The organism is Solibacillus sp. GQ1, from assembly GCF_059758555.1.
Map to the genome: position 1 here is coordinate 73,958 of NZ_JCAXEX010000003.1, position 21,333 is coordinate 95,290.

The following is a 21,333-nucleotide window of genomic DNA, read 5'->3' on the forward strand; positions in this document are numbered from 1 at the left end:
ATCCCCTTAATTTTTTTAGACTATTTTTACATAAAAATCGCGACCGTTTGTCAGTTCAGGAATTTCTGTATTTTTTTCGTTTTTATAATAGTCTGAAATAATATTAGCAAGACCGGTATAGCCATTTAATAATGTTCCTTGTTTAATTTCTTTCGCGATATTATGGAACTCAAAATAGTGAAGTGCATCATCGCTCATCCCGTATAAAATTCTCTCGATATCTGCAAGGGGAATGTTGATTCCTCTCGTATATCGGCACTCACGCTTATACGTATGGTGCGGTATATTGATTGGTGTTGTTTCATTAATCATCGTCAATTGGTTCATAATGTGGCCTCCTTAAATAGTAAAATATAATTTGTTTAATATATTATACCCCAAAACAAAAATCTGTAGTCAGAATATTTACTGAATTTAGATATTTAAATAACTTTTACCAATCATCTCCTTGCTGCATTTCCTCAGCCACCATTTGTAAATCATATGCATTGATCATCAACAGCTCATATTGATCATGCTGCTCCATATACTTCTGGATGAGGCTAAGCACATATTTTGGAGACCCTTCATTTTCTTCATCGTAGACGAGCAATGTCGCATCCGTGTTATCGATAATGAACTTGTCCTTTTCAATAAACTGCCATGGTGCTTCGTAAGGGCGCTTCGTCACACTTGTCACAAAATCGGCCTTACTTACTATATGCATAAAGGTCTCTTGTTTATGCTCATTCCAATTTTTTTCCTGTTCCAAGAAGGGGGTGATAATGGAGTATTTGAGTTGAGGGTAGTCGTTTTTCAGTTCCAGTACAACTTGTGCTGCCCATGTTTCAACACCTTGCTGGCCGCTGATCACGACCCACTCAAGTCCGTCTTCTATAAGAATGCGCAACTGGTTTTCCAGCGCCTTTTTAATAACCGGGACACCAGGATGCTTGTCATTGAATATTCCTAATTCATGTGGACGGTAGCCCGTAATATAAAGTGATTTCATCATAAGTCTCCTTTGCTTAACCATCAATAAAATAAGGGCACTATGCATAACACAGCGCCCTCTAAATATACTACCTATTCACTAAAAACAGCTTTAATTTGCTTAATTGCCCAATCCAGATCTTCTTTTGAAATAATGAGCGGTGGGGCGAAACGGATTACTGTGTCGTGTGTTTCTTTGCAAAGCAATTTGCGTTCTGCCAGTTTTTCGCAGTAGGGGCGAGCAGATTCGTGAAGCTCAACGCCTATGAAAAGACCGCGCCCGCGCACATCTTTAATGACCGGGTTCTTAATTTCCTGAAGCTGTGCTTTAAAGTAATTGCCAAGCTCCAATGAACGCTCTGTCAGCTTTTCATCTATTAATACATCAATCGCTGCAATCGATACGGCACATGCCAGCGGGTTACCGCCGAAAGTTGAGCCATGTGAACCTGGATTGAACACACCGAGAATATCGTCATTCGCTACAACAGCTGAAATCGGATAAACACCGCCGCCAAGCGCCTTACCTAAAATGTAGATGTCCGGTGTAACATCTTCCCATTCGCAGGCAAACAGTTTTCCTGTTCGTGATAAACCTGTTTGGATTTCATCTGCAATAAACAGAACATTATTTTCTTTACATAAGTTATATGCTGCTTTTAAGAAGCCTTCAGTCGGAATGATAATACCTGCCTCTCCCTGGATCGGCTCGACGATAAATGCCGCTGTATTCGGTGTAATAGCTTCCTTCAATGCATCAATATTACCGTAAGGAACTAATGTGAAGCCTTCCAGCATCGGGCCGAAACCGCGCTTATACTCTGCTTCCGAGGATAAAGACACAGCACCCATTGTACGGCCATGGAAATTGCCGTTACAGCCGATAATCTGCGCTTTGTTTGCTTCGATGCCTTTTACTTCATATCCCCAGCGACGGGCTGTTTTAATCGCCGTTTCAACAGCTTCAGCACCTGTATTCATCGGCAGTACCATATTTTTGCCTGTTAGCTTACTAACCTTTTCATACCAAACGCCTAATGTCGCACTATGAAATGCACGTGACGTAAGTGTCACTGCATCTGCCTGATCTTTTAACGCCTGAATAATTTTCGGGTGGCGATGACCTTGGTTTAAGGCAGAATACGCCGAAAGCATATCTAAATAGCGGTTGCCTTCAGGGTCTGTCACCCAAGAACCTTCTGCTTTTTCGATTACAATCGGAAGTGGGTGATAGTTGTGCGCCCCGAATTTTTCCGTAGTTGAAATAAGTTGTTCTGATTTTGATTTTGTTGTCATGATGAAATCCTCCTTATGCAAATTTACTTGTAAAACAGATAAATCTATTGCAAAAGACAGAAAAAATTACATATACGATGCAGGTTTCTTCCAAATTAATGTTAACAGAATACCAAAGAAGATGACAACCGTTGCAAAGTAATATGGGTAGTTAACATCAATATCGAATAACATCCCGCCTAAAATCGGCCCGAATATATTCGCCAAACTTGTAAACATCGAATTCATTCCTCCGACGAAACCTTGCTCATTGCCGGCAATTTTTGATAAATAGCTCGTAACGGCAGGACGGAATAAGTCGAAGCCGATAAAGACGATACATGTTACAAGTAAAATAGCAAAATATGAGCTGACAACAGTCATTAAAAATACAAGAACCCCCGATAAAATTAAGCTGTAGCGAATGAGTTTAATTTCTCCCCATTTTTGTGCAAGCCGGTCAAACAGTAATACTTGCGCAACTGCTCCGAAAATCGCGCCGCCTGTAATAATAATTGCGATATCCACAGGGGTAAACCCGAATTTATGATCGACAAACAGACTGAAGAACGATTCGAATGCCGCGAGTCCGAATGATGCGACAAAAATTAAAATAAATGCAATCAAGTACATCGGTTCTAAAATGCGTTTAAATCCGGATGTTTGTGCCGGTGCATTTTCCGCATGTTCCGTATTGCGTTCGGGTTCACGCAGTAAAATAATCGATAAGATTGCTGCCGTTGTACCGAGCGCCCCTGCAAAATAGAAAGGCACACGTGTACCGAAATCGGCTAAAAATCCGCCGATGCCCGGTCCGATAATGAAACCTGTACTAATTGCCGCGCTCATGTAGCCAAGTGCTTTTGATCGTGTTTCCATTGTTGTAATGTCCGCAATAAAAGCCGTAACAGCAGGCATAATAAACGCTGCACTGATCCCGCCTAAAACCCGGGAAATGAAAAGAACTTCTATCGTTTTTCCTAAACCGAATAGAAATTCCGAAATACCGAAAATAAATAATCCGAGGACGATCATAATTTTACGTCCATATTTATCAACCGCTTTACCAGCGAGAGGTGAAACAATCAGTTGTGCAATTGCGAATGCTGCTGTTAAATAGCCGATAACTTGGCCGCTTAATTGCAGTTCATTCATTAGAGTAGGGAGTACCGGGATAACCAAACCGATTCCTAGAAAGGCGATGAACAGGTTTAATAATAGTAACCCTAATGTTATTTTATAGTCTTTCATTGTTATTGCTCCTTATTAAGTTGTAAAAAAATCGTTAATCCGCACTTTCTAACATAAACCCTACAGTAGCTATAGAGTCAATAGAACTGTTTTAAATAATTGTAAAAATTAGTTAAAGTAGCTTAATCTTTAATTCCACGATGAATTGATCTTCTTCGTTTGGAGAATAGTTAAGAGGCATGAAGATTTCATAGACAACCGGAACAACCTGTATATGCTGCTCTTTTATATAATGATAAAGTTTTTGGTATTGGGTTAAATACGTGTCCCTTTCAAAAATAAACGCAATGCATACGTAGCGTCCTGCAGGTATCGTTTTCACGTCCATATCTGTTGTTAAATGGGTAATATACCTATCTGTAATCAGCGGTGTGAAAACATGGCTGTAATGCAGCTCATCCAGACTGTCGTATTGTTCGTAAGGAAAAATACATCCATAACGATTGCTCAGCAAGCTGTTTTCAACTTCCAATGTTTTAATTAAGGAACTGTAGTACGTATTTGGAATATAGTACGGCGTCAGTTCATTTGTTTTAATCGATAAAATACGGACCGATTCTTCATTTTTGAAATAGACTGTATCCATTACATCGATCGCCAGCTGTTCTTCCATCTGCCTTTTCGTTTTATATAAGGACTGCTGAATCTCGTACATACGGTTCATTTGCTGTTCAATGACACTTTCCTGCTGTTGCAAAAAGGAGAGAAGTTCGGCAGGGGTAAACTGTTGCGCCGCTTTAATTTCCTCCAATGAGACACCGATATATTTCAATGATTTAATAATATCCAAATGATAAAATTGTGAGTCTTTGTAGTAGCGGTAATTTGTTTTAGGATCGACATAGGAAGGTTTGAATAAGCCGATCTGATCGTAGTAGCGTAATGTTTGAATAGAGATATTCGTCAGTTTGGAAACTTCACCGATTGAATAATGTTTTTCTTCCATAGAATGTCCTCCGAAGTACAATGTTATCGGTATCTTAACATTAATGGGGGATAGGGGTAAATTATTTTGGAAAACCGAAAAAATCACATCTCCATAATTTCATGAGATGTGATTGAGGTTCAATATTTTATATCCGCAGCTAGATGAACAGGGCTTTTCCTGCTGTAGAAATACCCGACGAGTAACAGTACAAGCGCGAGTGTAACGGTACCTCCTGCAAACAGCAGGGGGGCTTTAAACGTGCGGAAATGAGTTTCCAGACGAGATGCAATGACCGGTCCGATAATTTGTCCAATAGCATAGAACGTAGTCAGTATTGATACGACATAGTTGCTTTGCTTTGGAAACAGCTGTCTGGAATAGGCAGTCGACATCGTTACAAGTCCAACAAACGTAAAACCAAATGACATCGCCGACAATAGTACGCTCCATGCTGATTGAGATAAAACAGGAAGCAGAATGCCGATAATCTGCAAGGAATAGGCTGTAGCCATCATCGAAACAGGTGAAAAACGGGACATGCATTTCATCCAGATCGGTGCTGACGGAATGGCAGCCAGCCCGGCCAGTACCCAACTATATCCGGCATAGGCGCGCAATGCTTCAATATTATAAATAATGTCGACTAAAAAAGTACCTGTAATAATATAGCCTAGTCCTTCCAAGCCGTATGCAATAATCAGCCATGGCATAAACCCGCGCCAAATATTGTTGTCCGCAGACTTTGGTTCCTTTATATGATTCGCAACGTTTAATTGTCGCCATAAAAAGATTGTCGTTGCTAAAAATAGGACAGATAATGCGCCAAGACCAAGCCAGGATCCTTGCCAGTTAAAGCTCGCTTCAAAAAATGGTACGAAAAGTCCTGATAACGCGATACCCAATCCGACTCCGCTAAACAAATAGCCGCTCCAGCGGGTTAATAAATTTGCTGCTAAATAATCCATCACGATACTTGATGTAAGAACAAATATGAAGCCACTCGTTAAGCCAGCGACAAAACGTAACACTATCCAAATTAAATAAGATTCAACCAATCCCATTAAAATGATTGAGAACACATTCAGAAAAACATTAATTAATAGGAAGTTCTTTTTTGACTTGTAAACAAAGCCCGCACCTAAAGCTCCGATGAAATATCCGATATAATTGCTTGATGCGAGCCAACCGCCTTGTGCAAACGATAAGTTTTCATCTACACGCATGAACGGTAAAATCGGTGTGAAAGCAAATCGGCTAATCCCCATTGCAACAGCTAAAAATAAAATGCCCCCTAAAATAACACTGAAATGTTGACGGTTCATGAACATCCCCCCTGGAAAAACAACCCTTCCAGTAATTGTAACACTCTTAAATTCAAGAGTAATAGAGAAAATACCCGCAAAACTAAGAGAAAAAAGAAAAGAGATGAAGCGAAAGTTGGATACCTTCGTTTCATCTCTATATAATCCCCTTATGAATGAACAGGTTCTCCCTGTTTCCCTTTGTGTTTTGTACTTGCTTCTTCTTTTGCGCGTTGTTTTTTCATTTTGTTGACATTCGAGCGCATTAATAAAGAAATTCCTAATGAAATTGCAATTAAGAAACTGAATAAGTAAAACAATGGTACATAGCTATTTGCAGCTTCATAAACAGTTGATGCGATTAGTGGACCGAAAATCCCACCAAGTGACCAAGTTGTTAATAAATATCCGTGAATAACACCAAGTTGTTTCGTACCGAATAAATCACTTGCAAACGCTGGTAAATTCGAGAAACCACCGCCATAACAACTAACTACTAAGAATATGAACAATTGTAATAGAATGGCGTTTGTAGTGAATGGTAGTGTAATAAAGGCAATTAATTGAATCGTGAAGAAAATAACGAATACGTTAGAACGCCCGATATAATCTGATCCAGCTGCCCAAAGTAAGCGACCGCCACCATTAAATAAGCCCATTAATCCAACCATTGCTGCAGCTGCAGCTACAGATAAACCTGCAATTTCCTGCGCCATTGGAGAAGCAACAGAAATTAACATTAAACCAGATGTAACATTAATTAAATGCATTGCCCAAAGCATCCAGAACTGTTTTGTACGTACAGCTTCACGTGCAGACATTTGTGCAATTTCAGTTGTTTTTGCTTTTCCTGATGCAATTGCTTCTTCTACTTCGCCCGGTTTAGGCGGAGCGATATAAAGTGCACCAATCATCATTAATACAAAATAGCTAATACCTAAAATAAAGTAAGTGTTTGAAATACCGAAAGACTCCATTAAGTTTACAGCTACCGGTGCGGTAATTAATGCACCAGATCCGAATCCTAATACTGCCATACCTGTCGCCAGACCTCGACGATTAGGGAACCATTTAACAAGTGTAGATACTGGAGCGATATAACCAATACCCATCCCAAGTCCACTTAACAGTCCGTAAGTTAACCAATATAAAACAACCGAATCCATAGCGATTGCGATCCCTGCGCCACCTTGACCTAAACCAAAGAGTACTGCGGCAACCATCGCTGCTTTTCTCGGTCCTAATTTCTCTACTGTACTACCAAATAGTGCGGCAGCAAAACCTGCTAACCCCATCATAATTGTAAACGCGATTGTAATTTGCGATGCATCCCACCCAAGCTCTTCAGCAATTGGATTTTTATACACGCTATATGCATAAGCTCCACCGATTGAAAGGTGAATAGCGATTGCTGATGCAGCAATTAACCAACGATTCTTTTTCAAAAAATTTCCCCCTCACACAAAAATAAATACCAGTTATACGACATTTCTCTACTTGAAGTAGTTATGTCTAAAGTATGAACGTCCATGTACATTAACTTAACATTAACTTATTATGTTGTGCAAGTAGAATTTCACAAAATATATTATCTCGAAAAAACATATATTTCTCTTTTGGGTAATAAAATTGTACTTAAGGCAATTATTTTTTGATGGTAAAAATGCGCTTTAACGTTGATAAATCAAGGTTTTGCCGGTGGTGAAGTATTAGTTTAATATAGCAATATGTTAAGGGTAGGATAATATTGTAAACTGTAATAAATTCTATTTAAATAACTAAAAATACTTAGTTGTGCAAGTAATTTCTCTTAAATGTTTGAAACGGATTATTGGAAAATACTTTTGAACTCATAATATAACAGTTACTAATACACATAAAAAACCTCATAAATAGCTTTATGCACTGCTAAATCAACGTTTTTGCTAAATTTTATAATCTAAATAGCCCTGTTTTTATACTTTCCTTATAGAATGGCGAAACTGTTTATAACAGTTAGTTGAATAGGAAATATTTGAAGTTTCGCTGAAGAATTTTGATTGAAAAAGAAAAATATCTAGGAGGAGGTAGAGGGATTTTGTTTCAATAACCTTGAAAAAGCCTATTAAAACAGCCTTTAAATCACACAAAATATGGAACGAATTAAATATGTATAAAAGTATTTGTCCTAAATTAAAATGCAGAAAAACTATTTGACGTGTTGCAATCAGTTCTCTAAAGTCAAATTAGTGATAAGAAAAGAGGCGAGTTTTTATGAAGAAAATTGATCCAAAACAAATATCAGAACGTGAAAATTATAAATTTCTGATAGGTTCCATCATTCCAAGACCAATTGCCTTTGTTACATCGATATCTGAAGATGGGGTTGTGAACGCGGCGCCATTTAGTTTTTTCAATATCGTTTCTTCAAATCCTCCGATGATTTCGGTAAGTATCCAACGGAAAAAAGGGGAGCCAAAAGATACTGCAAGAAATATTCGTGCAAAAGAGCAATTTGTTGTCCATATTGTTGATACTGAAAATGTAGAACAAGTAAATAAAACAGCTGCAAACTTACCACCGGATGAAAGTGAGATAGCAGTTGCAGGTCTGTCATTAGTAAAGAGTGAAAAAATCGATGTTCCGGGTGTAAAGGAAGCGAAAGTCCGACTGGAATGTGTCCTTGAAAAAGCACTGGAACTTGGCGGCGATGATGAAACTGCAGGCTGCGACCTGATCATCGGAAAAGTCGTGTACTATCATATAGAAGAAACTCTGTATGAAGAAGGCCGAATTGATCCGGAAGGACTTGGCGCAATCAGTCGTCTTGCTGGAAATGACTATGCAAAAATCGGTGAGCAATTCACAATTAAACGCCCGCTTTAATAAAAGGAGAACAACTAAGAATGCAAATCAAAACAATTGAATTATTTAATATTGAATTACCATTAATTGAACCGTTTATCGTAAGCTACGGAACATATCCGAACATGCCGTCCATTATTGTAAAGATGACATCACAATGCGGTTTAGTCGGCTGGGGTGAGGCAGTTCCGGATGAACATGTGACAGGTGAAACATTGGAAGGCACTTATGCTGTATTGAAACATACATTGGCACCGGCGATGATCGGGGAAAACCCGATGAATTTTGAAAAGATCCATGCCAAAATGGACGCGCTCATCTATAGTGCGCCAGCTGCCAAAGCGGCAATTGATATCGCATGCTTTGATCTGGCAGGGAAAAAACTTGGAGTACCTGCCTATCAGTTAACAGGCGGGCGTTATTATGAGAAGTTTCCGATTACACATGTGTTAAGCATCGGAACACCTGAAAAGATGGCAAATGAAGCTGCAGAACGTGTAGAAATGGGATACAACTCATTCAAAATGAAAGTCGGACGCGATGTAGCGAGTGATGTTGCCCGCATTAAAGCAGTACGTGAACGTGTCGGGAATGAAATTGCGATTCGTGTTGATGTCAACCAAGGCTGGGTAAACAGTTCAACAACGATGCAAGCAGTTCGTGAGCTTGAACAATTGAATATCGACTGGCTGGAACAACCGGTACGTGCGGATGATATTGATGGCATGGTTGAAATTAAATCGAAAACATCGATTCCTGTCATGATTGATGAAGGTTTACGCGGTGTGCGTGAAATGCGCGAAATTATTGCAAAGCGTGCAGCGGACAAGGTAAATATTAAATTGATGAAATGCGGGGGAATATATCCTGCAATGAAGCTAGCACATATGGCGGAAATGGCAGGGATTGAATGCCAAATCGGTTCAATGGTCGAGTCTTCGGTCGGTTCGGCGGCAGGTTTCCATGTTGCCTTTTCGAACAAAGTATTTACGAGTGTGGAATTAACAGGACCGTTAAAATTCTCAAAAGATATCGGAAACCTTCAATATAATGTCCCGTATATTCAGTTGAATGAACGTGCAGGTTTAGGTGTCGATGTGGACGAAGCGGTTTTGGCGGAATTAACACGTGACCATTGTGTGGTGCAGTAAATGATTGCGTCAGGATTTTTAGGGAATGAACGATATGAAGTGTATTTATTGGATGAAACACGTATTCCGGAATTAATCACTTTGCAGCAGGAAGTAGTCGATGCACTGCCGGACAAAGCTATATTACAGCCGCTCGATAATGAAGAGCTGAGCTTTATTTTAAGCGGGCACGGACTGATGATTGGGGTCTTCATTGAAGGAAAATTAATTGCCTTTCGAGCATTGCTGGAACCAATGATTGATGAAGAACATTTAGGCTATGATATTGGCTTGAAAACAGAGGATGAATTGCGGAAAGTACTGTATCAGGAAATTTCCAATGTTCATCCGGGTTATCGTGGTTATCGTTTGCAGCGTACGATGGCAGACATCATTATGCAGCAAGTGGATGAATCGAAATTTAATACCGTTTGTGCGACGGTCATGCCGGGCAATATCGCAAGTTTAAAGGACAAGTTTTCGCAACATATGCATATTGCAGCATTGAAACTGAAGTATGGCGGGAAACTGCGCTATGTATTTAAGAAATCACTTCCTTATAAGGCGTATGAGTGGACTGAAGAGCAATTTGTCCCAATGGATAATACGGAGGCACAGCAGCAACTTCTAAAATCAGGCTTCATCGGTATATCGATGAGAGCGGATGGGGCAGACTGGTTTATTCAATATGTAAAATAATAAAGGATGTGGCGATAATCAGTTATTCGCCACATCCTTTATCGATTTAATTCCGTCCATGTCGTATGAATACTCCTTTAAATATCATTGTCGTCAAAGCAATCCAGATCGTAACAATCACTGTTATCTTCGTATAGGTAAGATACGTCATTTTCGTCAGATGCAATGTAAGTATAGTTTGGCATGTGTATCAACTCCTTTTTATAATTATAAAATATTCAGAAAATTAAGTAAAGTACTTTTTTAAAGTACATCAACTTAGAAAAGTGGCAAAGAACACCATGAAATCTATATTTATAGGCATTGGTTTCGCTTTCATTTCTATAAAATGACTATTTATATAATTAGTTTTCATACAGGTTTTCATACATAATTGGCTGACAACGAAGTTTTAAATTTCTTAGTATTCTTTGAAACTTTCTGTACTGAAGAATAGTACATATTAAAAAAGAGAGGGTGATTTGATGGAGAAAAAACCGTTCAACGATGCCGATGAGCACTATCAAAAGCATGTCGGTACCCCAACTTCCTATAAGATGAAGCAAATGCCCAAGCCGATTCGATTAATTGGCTATTTTTTCTTCGGTTTCATGGCAATCGCTACTACTTTAATAATTCTATTAATGCTGTTGGACAAAATTCTCTAGTGTAACATAGAGGATTTTTTCTTTTCTTAAATAGTTATAATATTCAACATGAAAGATTAATATACTATATATTAGTCTCGTTTTATATAAATTCTGTATTTTAAAGAATAATTTTCTGCTTTATGATAATATGTTTGTAATTAATTACAGATGGGGTGGGAAGCATGGAGCAACATATTTTTGTCTCGAAACTTATACCTCCGACACCAGTCAATAACTATTTAAGAAGAGCAAAGTTAATGAAAAAGCTTTCGGATTGGCCGCATGCAAAATGTACCATTTTACATAGTAGCGCAGGTTACGGGAAAACATCGCTTATTAGTCAATTTTTAAACGATCAAAAAACAAAATCCTCCTGGTATCAGATTACGCCGGATGATGACTCAATATTTCCGTTTTTACGTCATTTTATCTATAGTATTCAGCAGCATTTCCCATCGTTTGGAGAAAAATTAAAAGGTTGGGATGAGACGTTAAAGTTTCATAATATGGAAGAGTTACTGCAGCTTTCAAAACAAATCGCCAATGAGCTGCACTATATAAAAGATCCTTTTTTAATTGTACTGGACGATTATCACCATGTGTCGCACGTATTTCCGATCAATTACATTATGAATCAGCTGCTTCAATTTTTACCTGCCAACCTCCATATCATTGTCGCGACGAGGAAAATGCCGGAATGGAGCTGTTTGTTGACGCTTCGTATGAATAATCAGCTGATCGAGTGTTTAGAGCCGGAATTTACTTTTGCGGAAGAAGATGTTCAATATTTATTTGAAGCTTTTTTTGACCGGCAAATAACGGACGAACAAAGCGAATTTATTATGCAAATGACTGAAGGCTGGGCGATGGCGATCATGCTGCTTGGCTATAAAGCGAAATATAGTCAGGAACAGCTCATCGATATCGCGGAAGGTTCGGTCGGGAATTTTTTTGCCTACCTTTCCGCGGAAGTATTCGATAGGCTGGACGAACAACTGCAGCTTCAGCTTTTAAAGCTTGGCATTCATCAAGTGATTTCCCTTGATGTCATTACGGAATTGTACGGGGTGGAATGGATCCAGCAAGTGAAGCCGAAGTTGGATGATCTTGCGTTTATAACACCATTGGCAGGAGGAACAAAATACCGGTTCCATGCACTGTTCCAACAGTTTTTGCAGCAAAGGCTGAGCGAATACTATCCGGATCTGCATGAAGAATTCCATAAACAGGCAGCCCGGTATTATGCCAATCATAATTTAGGTGTATTAGCTGTTACCCATGCAACCCAGCTGAAAAATAACCGGTACTATATCGAGTTACTGATGCAATTTGCACCACAGTTTATTGAAGCAGGGCAGTTTGAATTTTTACTGGAACGGCTGAAAGATTTTGCGATTGAAGAAAAACCTTATCAGCTTCTTTATTATGAAGGGGAATGCCAGCGTTACCGTGCGCAATATGAACGGGCAAAAAATGCGTACAATGAATGCTTTATAAAAGCGCAGCTGCAGCAGGACCGGTTATTTTTAATGCGTTCGCAGTTTGGGCTGGCCAATATTTATTTGGATACCCTTCAGCCGGTTTTTGCGGAACATCATCTGCAGCAGGCAATTAGTTTATTGAACGAAGTAGATGTGAATGATACAGAACGCCATCTTATTAATAGTTTGTATACCGAAAATCTGATTAATTTAGGGAAAGCGGGGGAGGCGCTGCGCTGGAGCCAGTCGCAAAACCTGCAGCTAAGCATTAATAATATCGATGCGCGTCTTTATTTGCGCCACGGTCAGCTGAATAAAGCGAAAGAGTTGTTGAATACGCGTGTGTCAAAGCCGTTCCAGTGGGAAGAAGCACACCGAACGACCGATTTACTGCTCGTTTTGATCGATGTATTAATGGGTGAAAATACGCAAGCCTATAGCCGAATAATAGAAGGCGGAAAAGAAGCGCTCGTTGATATGCCATATACACTTGCGCTGACAAAGTTGCGTAAAGGACTGGCGCTGTTAAATATGGAGATGAAAGATTTTGAACGTGCGAAAGGCTGTTTTGATGAGACGCTTGAGCTCCTCAATCTCATTCATGTAAAACGTATTACTGCCGAGTGTTACATGGGACTTATTTTGTACCACCGCGATAATGTGTTGGAGGCGAAACGCCATGCACAAATCGGACTGAGGGAAACAAATAAAGTGCAGGATTTCTGGATGTCGGCACTGCTGCTGACGGCATTGACGAAAGTGTTGGCAGAAAACAGCCTTTTTGAAGAAGCGATTGATACGGCAAAACAGGCATTATCCTATTATGAACGCAGTGAAGATACGTACGGTCAGATGATATGTTTCTTTTGGCTGGCGTATTGTTTTGCCAAATTAAATGATCAAGAACATGCATTAACATATCATCGTCGCTTTTGGGATTTATGTGTGAATGACTATCCGTTTTTCATGGAGAAGAAAACCCTTTTCGGACCGCGCTATTTAATCGTATTTATCCAACTCGCAAAAGAGCTGCAGCAGGAGACGCTCGTATTTAGTCAGTTAAATTTAAATGCAGCGCCAAGTACGGAGCTATCATTGACATTATTTGGTCCTGTGCAAATTTCCCGTGAGAATGAAATGATTCAGGATAAAGAGTGGAAGCGTTTGAAGGCGAAGGAACTGTTTTTGTATTTATATATTCACCGCGAGCAATTTGTATCACGCCAGCAAATTTGCGATGCGATCTGGCAGCAGGATGAAGAAGCGATGCAACGGGATTTTAAAGTTGTTTTTAACGCGATGTTAAAAACGTTGGAGCCAACTAGATCGGCGCGTGAGGAAAGCAATTTTATTAAACGCCATCAGCATTTATATAAATTGGAAGAACGCTGGATTCATAGTGACGTTGCCCACTTTATGTATTATGTGCAGCGCGGATTGGAAGAAAAGACCGCCAAGCTTTCAAATGAATGGTTGAAGCTGGCGATGCGGCTTGTGGATGGCCCGTTCTGTTCTGACATGGAACGGGAATGGCTGGAACCTATTCAGGCACAATATAATGAACAAATACTGCTCATTTTAGAGCGTGTCGCCCAAAATTACGTTCGCCTGCAGCAGTTTGAAAAGGTGATTCGGTGGGCAGACCGAATTATTGCTCTTGATGACGGTCATGAAGAGGGCTACCGGTTGCTCATGCTTGCCCATTACTATTTAGGGAACCGCCGGGAAGCAATCAAATATTATGAGCGCTGTGTAGATGTACTGGACGACCAATATAAAATCACACCAATGGAACCGACTGAACGACTGTATGAGCTTGTGTTGAAAATGTAAATAAATTGAGAGCTATGTTGAAGATGCCATTCAACATAGCTTTTTTATTTGGGTCCAGGAGGATCAACGCTGTTTATTGGAAAAATGAAGCGGGTTATTAGAAAAAGTCGGTGGGATATTGAAAGATTGAGAACTGATATTCGAACATCTAGATGTGATATTAGAACAACCGCAAGAAATATTAGAAATCGCAATTATATTAGAACGAATTAATTTTTATTAGAACAAATCAGCTTTTATTAGAACAAATCTTCAGCAATTCGCGCTCCTCAATAGTTCCACTCATCCAATGTAACTCATTTGTAACTTCGCGATGTTACATTACGGTTAAGCAGATAGCTATGCTGAAAATTTTGCTAGGAGGGACATTGAATGAAAAAGCGTTTATGGTTAATTTTTGCGGTATTATCGATTTTCTTATTGGTTGCATGTAACAGTGATTCAACAGACAGCGATGATTCATCAACTACAAATTCAGCTGAGCAAGGTGAGAGCGGAACAACGGAAACAGCTGCATCAACTACTCCGATAAAAGTCGGTGTACTTGCATCGTTAACGGGAGCTCTTGAATCATACGGTAAGCAAACGAAAAACGGATTCGAATTAGGTCTTGAATATGCGACTGACGGCACGATGGAAGTGGAAGGCCGTAAAATCGAAATCGTTTGGGAAGATACAGAAACGAAACCCGAAGTAGCCGTTCAAAAGGCAACGAAGCTTTTAGAGGATGACGCGGTTGACTTTTTAGTTGGTTCATCAAGTTCAGGTGACACATTGGCAGTACTTCCACTAGCAGAAGAATACGAGAAAATTATGATTGTAGAACCAGCAGTAGCGGACAGTATTACAGGTTCAGAGTTCAACCCTTACATTTTCAGAACGGCGCGTAACTCTTCACAGGATGCATACGCAGCAGCAGCGGCAATTGCTGGAGAAGGTGTAAAAATTGCAACGTTCGCACCGGATTATTCATTCGGTTGGGATGGTGTATCTGCATTTAAGGCAGCAGCTGAAGGATTAGGTGCTGAACTTGTCCTAGAAGAATATGCAGACCCGGCTGCAACAGACTTTACATCAAACTTGCAAAAAATTATTGATGCGAAACCGGACTTCTTATTCGTAGTATGGGCAGGGGCAAACTCTCCTTGGAACCAGATTGCGGATTTAAAACTGCAAGAAAAAGGGATTAAAATTTCAACTGGTGCACCGGACATTATTGCACTTCAATTTATGGAGCCATTAGTAGGCATGGAAGGATTCTCTGTTTACCACCATACACTACCGAATAATGAAGTGAATGATTGGTTAGTAGAGGAACATAAGGCACGATTCAATGGTGAAGTGCCAGATCTATTTACACCGGGCGGATTTACAGCAGCAGTTGCAATTGTAGAAGCACTGAAACAATCAGGTGGAGATGCGGACGGAAATACGTTAATACCATTAATGGAAGGTATGTCATTTGAAACACCTAAAGGAACGATGACATTCCGTGAAGAAGACCACCAGGCATTACAGACAATGTACGCGATCCGCCTTGAAAAAGTAGCGGAATTTGATTATCCAGTACCGGTATTACTGCGAGAATTACTTCCAGAAGAAACGGAACCTCCTATTTTAAACTAGTAAATAAGTGAGGCTGTCTAAAAAGTGTTGAACTTTCAAGACAGCCTTTTGTTATAAGGATCACCATGTAAATGAAAAACGAGAGGGTGAGATGATGGAACCGATTTTAAAAACGAACAACTTATCGATTAAATTCGGCGAGCATAAAGCGGTGGACAGCATTAATTTTGAAATGACAGCAAAGCATTTTAAATCCATTATTGGGCCAAACGGTGCGGGAAAAACAACATTCTTCAATTTAATTAGCGGCGAGCTGGAGCCGACTGAAGGGGATGTATTTTTTAAAGGTCAATCGCTTCGAAAAAAGTCATCGGTGGACCGGACGCGATTAGGAATTGGAAGGTCATTTCAAATTACAAATGTGTTCCCGAATTTAACGGTGCTGGAAAATGTACGCCTTGCTGTGCAATCGAAACGAAAAGTGCGCTTCCATATGCTCAATCACTTTTTGAAATATAAAGAGATTACGAATGAAGCGGTTGAGATTTTGGAACAAGTGTTATTAACCGACAAAATGCATCAAGTGGCGAATCAGCTTTCACACGGTGAAAAAAGAAAACTGGAAATCGGAATGTTACTGGCACTTGATACTGAAATTTTACTATTGGATGAGCCGACTGCCGGCATGTCATTGGAAGAAGTACCTGCAATATTGGATGTGATTCGTTCGATTAAGGAGCGCGGCGATAAAACGATTTTATTGATCGAGCACAAAATGGATATGATTATCGACTTGTCCGATTCGATTATGGTGCTGTTCAACGGTGCGTTGTTAGCTGACGGGTCACCTGAGGAAATTATGAACAATGAAACGGTACAACAAGCGTATTTAGGAGGCCTTGCATATGAATAATATTTTAACGCTGGAGCATGTGGAGACATTTATTTCACAATATCACATTTTGCAAGGCATCAACTTTGAAGCAAAAGCGGGAGAAGTATCGGTTTTACTTGGGCGGAATGGCGCAGGAAAAACGACGACACTTCGAACGATTATGGGTTTAACACCGGCATCGAAAGGGGCAATTCATTTCGACGGGAAAGATATTACAAAAATGACGCCTTATGATATTGCGAATAGTGGTATTGGCTATGTGCCGGAAGATCAGGGCATTTTCGGACAGCTGACAGTAGAGGAAAACATGAAAGTGGCGATCCGAAAAGAAACGGACGCAACGATGCAAAAGCAGGCGTACATTTTAGAGTTATTCCCGGATTTAAAAAAGTTCTGGAAAAAGCAAGGCGGCAATTTATCGGGTGGCCAAAAGCAAATGCTTGCGATGGCAAGGGCTTTTGTCAATGACAGCAAGCTGCTTTTAATCGATGAACCATCCAAAGGTCTTGCGCCAATTGTTATCGAGAAAGTAATGGAAGCTATTAATGAAATGAAAAAGCATACATCGATTGTACTTGTCGAACAGAACTTTATGATGGCGAGTAAAATCGGCGATACATTTACATTGATTGATGACGGGCGGACTGTGCAATCAGGGGAAATGCAAGGCTTAATCGAAGACGAACAGCTTAAGCGTAAATATTTAGGGATCGGATAGGAGGGGAAACGGATGGAACTAATAATCAGTTTAACGATAAATGGACTAGCGACAGGAATGCTTATTTTTTTACTGGCAGCCGGATTGACGCTTATATTCGGGTTAATGGATGTGCTGAACTTTGCGCATGGCGGACTGTTCGTATGGGGTGCCTATACAGGGGTATTCACCTATTTATGGAGCAACAGTTTTATAGTCGGAATTGTTGTAGCGATTCTCACAGGTCTAGTTCTTGGATTTATTACGGAAAATCTTATTATTAAGCCGGTTTACGGAAATCACGTACAGCAAATTTTAATTACGCTCGGGTTCATGCTCGTGCTTCAGGAAATGATTAAAGTCGTTTTCGGTCCAAACGGTGTACCTGTTAAAGTTCCTTCTTACTTGGCAGGCAGCTGGCAAATTGGCGATTTAACGATTATTAAATACCGGATTTTTATTATCGTTGTAGGTTTTGCTTTATTTGGTGTTCTGTATTTCATTTTAAACCGGACGAAAATCGGATTGGTTGTTCGGGCTGGTGTTATGAACCGGGAAATGACACAGGCATTAGGTATCAACATTAAGCGCGTATTTTTACTTGTCTTTATGTGCGGTGCAGCATTGGCGGCGTTGGGCGGAATGCTGATGGCTCCGTATTCAGGGGTTGTGTATGCGGAAATGGGAATGGAATATGCGATTTTAGGATTTATCGTTGTAGTCATCGGTGGAATGGGAAGTTTCCAAGGTTCATTGATGGCAGCGATTTTAGTAGGGCTTGCCGGAAGCTTTATGGCGTATTATGTGCCGTTTCTATCCGTTGCGGTCAATATGATTTTAATGGCAAGTGTCCTGATTTTCCGTCCACAAGGCTTATTCACAGTTGCGAAGGGGTGATTCTATGTTAAAACAGCCATTAATTTTATCGAAAATGAATTTAGTGTATGCAGTCGTAGTAGGAATCATGGCCGTATTACCGTTTGTACTGGATTCTCGAACGATGACAATTTTATTAACGCAGTTTTGTATTTTTGCAATACTTGCGATGAGTTACGATATTTTACTAGGTTACACGGGTATTATCTCATTCGGTCACGCGATGTTTTTTGGAATTGGTGCGTATACGACAGCGATTATGCTGAGTGATTTCGGTCCGTCAATCGGTATATTCGCTGCTTCAATTGGGGTCGGAATCGTGTTATCCGCCATTATTAGTGTAATAAGCGGCGCATTGACGCTCCGGTTGAAAAGTCACTTTTATGCCATGTTTACATTAGCGATTTCAGGGTTGTTCTTAGTGTTGGCGGAAAAGTGGCGTACCGTTACGAAAGGGAATGACGGGTTTACATTCCGTGCACCGGAACTGTTTCGTGAGCGACTGTATTTTTACTTTTTAGTGCTCATTTGCCTAGTTGTGATTTTCATTTTACTGAAACGAATTGTTGCATCACCATTCGGGAAAGTCCTTGTTGCAATTCGTGAAAACGAGCAGCGTACACGATCGCTCGGGTTTAAAACGCTAGGTTATAAAATCATCGCTTCTGTTATTGCGGGTGCTGTTGCAAGTTTGGCAGGTTCGCTTTACGCGATATCGTTGCGCTTTGTCAATACGAGCGTTCTGACAATGGACATTACACTCGATGCATTGATGATGACGATTATCGGAGGGGTTGGAACGTTAATCGGGCCGATCATCGGGGCAGGTGTCATTGAGTTTGCCCAGCATTATTTATCGGGTCTTGCAAGAGACTATCCTATTTTTGAACGATGGATTATCTTCTTCGGTATTCTGTACATTTTAGCTGTAATATTCTTCCCGCGTGGCATCGTAGGTACAATTTCAATGCGTTACCATGAGTGGAAGATGAAAAATGGCCAAAAAACAAAGGCATCTGTAAAGCTTCGTGAAAAGGAGATACAGCGATGATCGGAATAACGGGATTAGGAATGTATTTACCTGAAGGAAGAATGACCGGTGCCCAAATTGCGGAAAAAGCAAATATTCCAACGGCTGTCGTTGAGACGAAAATGGGCATTGTTGAAAAAGTGGTTGCCGGTCCAAATGACCATCCGGTTGAAATGAGTGTGAAAGCGGCGAAGGAAGCCATTTCCGAAGCGCAAGTGGATGCAAAAGATATTGATGTCGTAATTTATATCGGGGAAGAGCATAAAGAGTACCCGTTATGGACGGCTGCGATAAAAATTCAGGAAGAAATCGGTGCGGTGAACGCTTGGGCATTTGATGTCCAGCTTCGATGCGGTACGGCAATTATGGCGATGAAAGTAGCGAAAAGCTTAATGCTGGCGGATGATTCCGTCAAGACCGTGCTTTTGGCTGGCGGGTACCGCAACCATGATTTTATCGATTATGAAAATGAGCGGACACGTTTTATGTTCAATTTAGGTGCAGGTGCAGGTGCGATGATTTTGCAGAAAAATGCGGGCGGACATGAAGTACTGGAGGCATCGCTTATTACAGACGGCTCATTTTCGGAAGATGTCGTTGTTCCAGTAGGGGGCACAAAGGAACCGCTAACGGTTGACCATATTCAGGAAGGTCGCTATATATTGGATGTTCTTGATCCTGAAGGCATGAAGCTTCGTTTGGAGCAGAAATCATTAAGCAATTTTTTAAAGGTAATTCGCCAATCGCTGCAGAAAAGTGGATATAGCGATAATAATTTACATTATGTTGCGATGCTCCATATGAAAAAGTCTGCACATGACTACGTATTAAAAGAGCTCGGTCTCTCAGAAGAGCGTTCGATTTATTTATCGCATTACGGACATATCGGGCAAATCGATCAGATTTTATCTCTTTGCCTCGCGCGTAAGGAAGGGAAACTGCAGGAAGGGCAAATTGTTTCATTAGTGAGTGCAGGCATAGGATACGCATGGGGTGCTATTACAGTAAAGTGGGGGGCTTAATATGAATAAGCTGGACGTTTTAGTAAAAGTGGAATTATCAAATGGTGAGACTTTATCATATCGGAAGCGAGAAGGCGGCGATGAACTTGTTCTATTAGTTCATGGCAATATGACAAGTTCGAAGCATTGGGATTTACTGATGGAATCATTGGATGAGCGATTCACAATTTATGCGGTAGATATGCGCGGCTTTGGCGAATCCACGTACAATAAACGAATTACATCGATCAAAGACTTCAGCGGTGATATTAAGCTTTTCGTTGATGCGCTTGAGTTAAAGGATTTTACGATTATTGGCTGGTCGACAGGCGGTAATGTGGCGATGCAGTTTTGTGCAGATTACCCGGGCTACAGTAAAAAGCTCGTTTTATTTGCTTCCGGTTCAACACGAGGTTATCCATTTTATAGTTCAAATGCGGAAGGTACGCCGGATCTTACAAAGCGCTTGGCGACAATCGAGCAAATTGAGAAGGACCCTGTCAAAACCATCCCAATGCAGCAAATGTATGACACGAAAAACCGTGAAGGGCTGAAGTTTGTATGGAACAGTGCTATTTATACGCAGAAGCAGCCGGACGAAGCACGCTATGAACAATATGTGGATGACATGCTGACACAGCGAAATTTGGCGGATGTGTACCATGCATTAAATACATTTAATATAAGTGCAGTCGATAATGAAGTCGCAAAGGGAACGAATCAAGTGAAGGATATTCACATTCCGACATTTGTTTTATACGGTGACCGTGATTTTGTAGTGAATGGGGCGATGACAACCGAAATTATCGAGGATTTTGAAGGCCGTGCACAAACTATGAAACTGGCAAACTGCGGACACTCACCGCTAGTCGATTGTCTGGATGAAACGAAAGAAGCAATCGAGGAATTTATCTTATCTTAAAAG

The 21,333-nt window shown here is 40.4% G+C and carries 19 protein-coding genes; 12 read left to right on the forward strand and 7 right to left on the reverse strand.

What is annotated here, in order from left to right; all coding sequences use genetic code 11:
• Positions 1-15: 15 nt before the first annotated feature.
• From AC6CH1_RS14610 to AC6CH1_RS14640, 7 genes are all read right to left on the reverse strand, one after another.
• Positions 16-327 carry a hypothetical protein gene (locus tag AC6CH1_RS14610; RefSeq protein WP_498318198.1) on the reverse strand — a complete coding sequence of 104 codons (312 nt, stop codon included), beginning with the start codon at positions 325-327 and terminating at the stop codon, positions 16-18.
• Positions 328-433: 106 nt separating this feature from the next.
• Entirely contained in the window at positions 434-994 is a 561-nt protein-coding gene (locus AC6CH1_RS14615; RefSeq protein WP_498318199.1) for an SLOG family protein, read from the reverse strand.
• A 71-nt stretch (positions 995-1,065) separates the two neighbouring features.
• Positions 1,066-2,268 (reverse strand): ornithine--oxo-acid transaminase, encoded by a 1,203-nt coding sequence (locus AC6CH1_RS14620; protein WP_498318201.1) that lies wholly within the window; start codon positions 2,266-2,268, stop codon positions 1,066-1,068.
• A 66-nt stretch (positions 2,269-2,334) separates the two neighbouring features.
• Positions 2,335-3,498 carry a multidrug efflux MFS transporter NorA gene (gene norA / locus AC6CH1_RS14625; RefSeq protein ID WP_498318202.1) on the reverse strand — a complete coding sequence of 388 codons (1,164 nt, stop codon included), beginning with the start codon at positions 3,496-3,498 and terminating at the stop codon, positions 2,335-2,337.
• A 112-nt stretch (positions 3,499-3,610) separates the two neighbouring features.
• On the reverse strand, positions 3,611-4,444 hold the full coding sequence (locus tag AC6CH1_RS14630) for a MerR family transcriptional regulator (protein ID WP_251690525.1): 834 nt from the start codon (positions 4,442-4,444) through the stop codon (positions 3,611-3,613).
• A gap of 119 nt (positions 4,445-4,563) precedes the next feature.
• Positions 4,564-5,748 carry a YbfB/YjiJ family MFS transporter gene (locus AC6CH1_RS14635; protein WP_498318204.1) on the reverse strand — a complete coding sequence of 395 codons (1,185 nt, stop codon included), beginning with the start codon at positions 5,746-5,748 and terminating at the stop codon, positions 4,564-4,566.
• A gap of 149 nt (positions 5,749-5,897) precedes the next feature.
• Positions 5,898-7,172: an L-lactate MFS transporter gene (locus tag AC6CH1_RS14640; protein ID WP_251690527.1), complete on the reverse strand. Its 1,275-nt coding sequence runs from the start codon at positions 7,170-7,172 to the stop codon at positions 5,898-5,900.
• A gap of 808 nt (positions 7,173-7,980) precedes the next feature.
• Between AC6CH1_RS14640 and AC6CH1_RS14645 the strand changes: the two genes are divergently transcribed.
• The 12 genes from AC6CH1_RS14645 (at position 7,981) to phaZ (ending at position 21,330) form a co-directional block, all read left to right on the forward strand.
• A complete protein-coding gene (locus tag AC6CH1_RS14645) occupies positions 7,981-8,592 on the forward strand; it encodes a flavin reductase family protein (RefSeq protein WP_498318205.1) in 612 nt (203 codons plus the stop codon).
• Between the two features lie 20 nt (positions 8,593-8,612).
• Positions 8,613-9,722, forward strand: a complete 1,110-nt coding sequence (locus AC6CH1_RS14650) for a mandelate racemase/muconate lactonizing enzyme family protein (protein ID WP_498318207.1) — start codon at positions 8,613-8,615, stop codon at positions 9,720-9,722.
• Positions 9,723-10,400 carry a GNAT family N-acetyltransferase gene (locus AC6CH1_RS14655; protein WP_498318209.1) on the forward strand — a complete coding sequence of 226 codons (678 nt, stop codon included), beginning with the start codon at positions 9,723-9,725 and terminating at the stop codon, positions 10,398-10,400.
• 464 nt (positions 10,401-10,864) lie between these two features.
• Positions 10,865-11,047 (forward strand): amino acid transporter, encoded by a 183-nt coding sequence (locus AC6CH1_RS14660; protein ID WP_427711809.1) that lies wholly within the window; start codon positions 10,865-10,867, stop codon positions 11,045-11,047.
• Positions 11,048-11,211: 164 nt separating this feature from the next.
• Positions 11,212-14,343, forward strand: a complete 3,132-nt coding sequence (locus tag AC6CH1_RS14665) for an AfsR/SARP family transcriptional regulator (protein ID WP_498318211.1) — start codon at positions 11,212-11,214, stop codon at positions 14,341-14,343.
• A gap of 372 nt (positions 14,344-14,715) precedes the next feature.
• A complete protein-coding gene (locus tag AC6CH1_RS14670) occupies positions 14,716-15,969 on the forward strand; it encodes a substrate-binding domain-containing protein (protein ID WP_251690533.1) in 1,254 nt (417 codons plus the stop codon).
• 94 nt (positions 15,970-16,063) lie between these two features.
• Positions 16,064-16,822 carry an ABC transporter ATP-binding protein gene (locus AC6CH1_RS14675; protein WP_251690534.1) on the forward strand — a complete coding sequence of 253 codons (759 nt, stop codon included), beginning with the start codon at positions 16,064-16,066 and terminating at the stop codon, positions 16,820-16,822.
• Positions 16,815-17,522, forward strand: coding sequence for an ABC transporter ATP-binding protein (locus tag AC6CH1_RS14680; RefSeq protein ID WP_498318213.1), 708 nt, complete (start codon positions 16,815-16,817; stop codon positions 17,520-17,522). Before AC6CH1_RS14675 ends, AC6CH1_RS14680 begins: the two co-directional genes overlap by 8 nt.
• A gap of 12 nt (positions 17,523-17,534) precedes the next feature.
• The gene (locus tag AC6CH1_RS14685; RefSeq protein ID WP_498318215.1) at positions 17,535-18,398 is read left to right on the forward strand and encodes a branched-chain amino acid ABC transporter permease; all 864 of its coding nucleotides are present in this window, start codon (positions 17,535-17,537) and stop codon (positions 18,396-18,398) included.
• 4 nt (positions 18,399-18,402) lie between these two features.
• A complete protein-coding gene (locus AC6CH1_RS14690; protein WP_498318217.1) occupies positions 18,403-19,428 on the forward strand; it encodes a branched-chain amino acid ABC transporter permease in 1,026 nt (341 codons plus the stop codon).
• Positions 19,425-20,429 carry a 3-oxoacyl-ACP synthase gene (locus tag AC6CH1_RS14695; RefSeq protein WP_427711818.1) on the forward strand — a complete coding sequence of 335 codons (1,005 nt, stop codon included), beginning with the start codon at positions 19,425-19,427 and terminating at the stop codon, positions 20,427-20,429. Before AC6CH1_RS14690 ends, AC6CH1_RS14695 begins: the two co-directional genes overlap by 4 nt.
• A 1-nt stretch (position 20,430) precedes the next feature.
• On the forward strand, positions 20,431-21,330 hold the full coding sequence (gene phaZ / locus AC6CH1_RS14700; RefSeq protein WP_498318218.1) for an intracellular short-chain-length polyhydroxyalkanoate depolymerase: 900 nt from the start codon (positions 20,431-20,433) through the stop codon (positions 21,328-21,330).
• Positions 21,331-21,333 lie beyond the last annotated feature (3 nt).

Coding starts and splice junctions, on each gene's coding strand:
- AC6CH1_RS14610 (WP_498318198.1), bottom strand. CDS start 327: ATGAACCAATTGACGATGATTAATGAAACAACACCAATCAATATACCG.
- AC6CH1_RS14615 (WP_498318199.1), bottom strand. CDS start 994: ATGATGAAATCACTTTATATTACGGGCTACCGTCCACATGAATTAGGA.
- AC6CH1_RS14620 (WP_498318201.1), bottom strand. CDS start 2,268: ATGACAACAAAATCAAAATCAGAACAACTTATTTCAACTACGGAAAAA.
- norA (WP_498318202.1), bottom strand. CDS start 3,498: ATGAAAGACTATAAAATAACATTAGGGTTACTATTATTAAACCTGTTC.
- AC6CH1_RS14630 (WP_251690525.1), bottom strand. CDS start 4,444: ATGGAAGAAAAACATTATTCAATCGGTGAAGTTTCCAAACTGACGAAT.
- AC6CH1_RS14635 (WP_498318204.1), bottom strand. CDS start 5,748: ATGAACCGTCAACATTTCAGTGTTATTTTAGGGGGCATTTTATTTTTA.
- AC6CH1_RS14645 (WP_498318205.1), top strand. CDS start 7,981: ATGAAGAAAATTGATCCAAAACAAATATCAGAACGTGAAAATTATAAA.
- AC6CH1_RS14650 (WP_498318207.1), top strand. CDS start 8,613: ATGCAAATCAAAACAATTGAATTATTTAATATTGAATTACCATTAATT.
- AC6CH1_RS14655 (WP_498318209.1), top strand. CDS start 9,723: ATGATTGCGTCAGGATTTTTAGGGAATGAACGATATGAAGTGTATTTA.
- AC6CH1_RS14660 (WP_427711809.1), top strand. CDS start 10,865: ATGGAGAAAAAACCGTTCAACGATGCCGATGAGCACTATCAAAAGCAT.
- AC6CH1_RS14665 (WP_498318211.1), top strand. CDS start 11,212: ATGGAGCAACATATTTTTGTCTCGAAACTTATACCTCCGACACCAGTC.
- AC6CH1_RS14670 (WP_251690533.1), top strand. CDS start 14,716: ATGAAAAAGCGTTTATGGTTAATTTTTGCGGTATTATCGATTTTCTTA.
- AC6CH1_RS14675 (WP_251690534.1), top strand. CDS start 16,064: ATGGAACCGATTTTAAAAACGAACAACTTATCGATTAAATTCGGCGAG.
- AC6CH1_RS14680 (WP_498318213.1), top strand. CDS start 16,815: ATGAATAATATTTTAACGCTGGAGCATGTGGAGACATTTATTTCACAA.
- AC6CH1_RS14685 (WP_498318215.1), top strand. CDS start 17,535: ATGGAACTAATAATCAGTTTAACGATAAATGGACTAGCGACAGGAATG.
- AC6CH1_RS14690 (WP_498318217.1), top strand. CDS start 18,403: ATGTTAAAACAGCCATTAATTTTATCGAAAATGAATTTAGTGTATGCA.
- AC6CH1_RS14695 (WP_427711818.1), top strand. CDS start 19,425: ATGATCGGAATAACGGGATTAGGAATGTATTTACCTGAAGGAAGAATG.
- phaZ (WP_498318218.1), top strand. CDS start 20,431: ATGAATAAGCTGGACGTTTTAGTAAAAGTGGAATTATCAAATGGTGAG.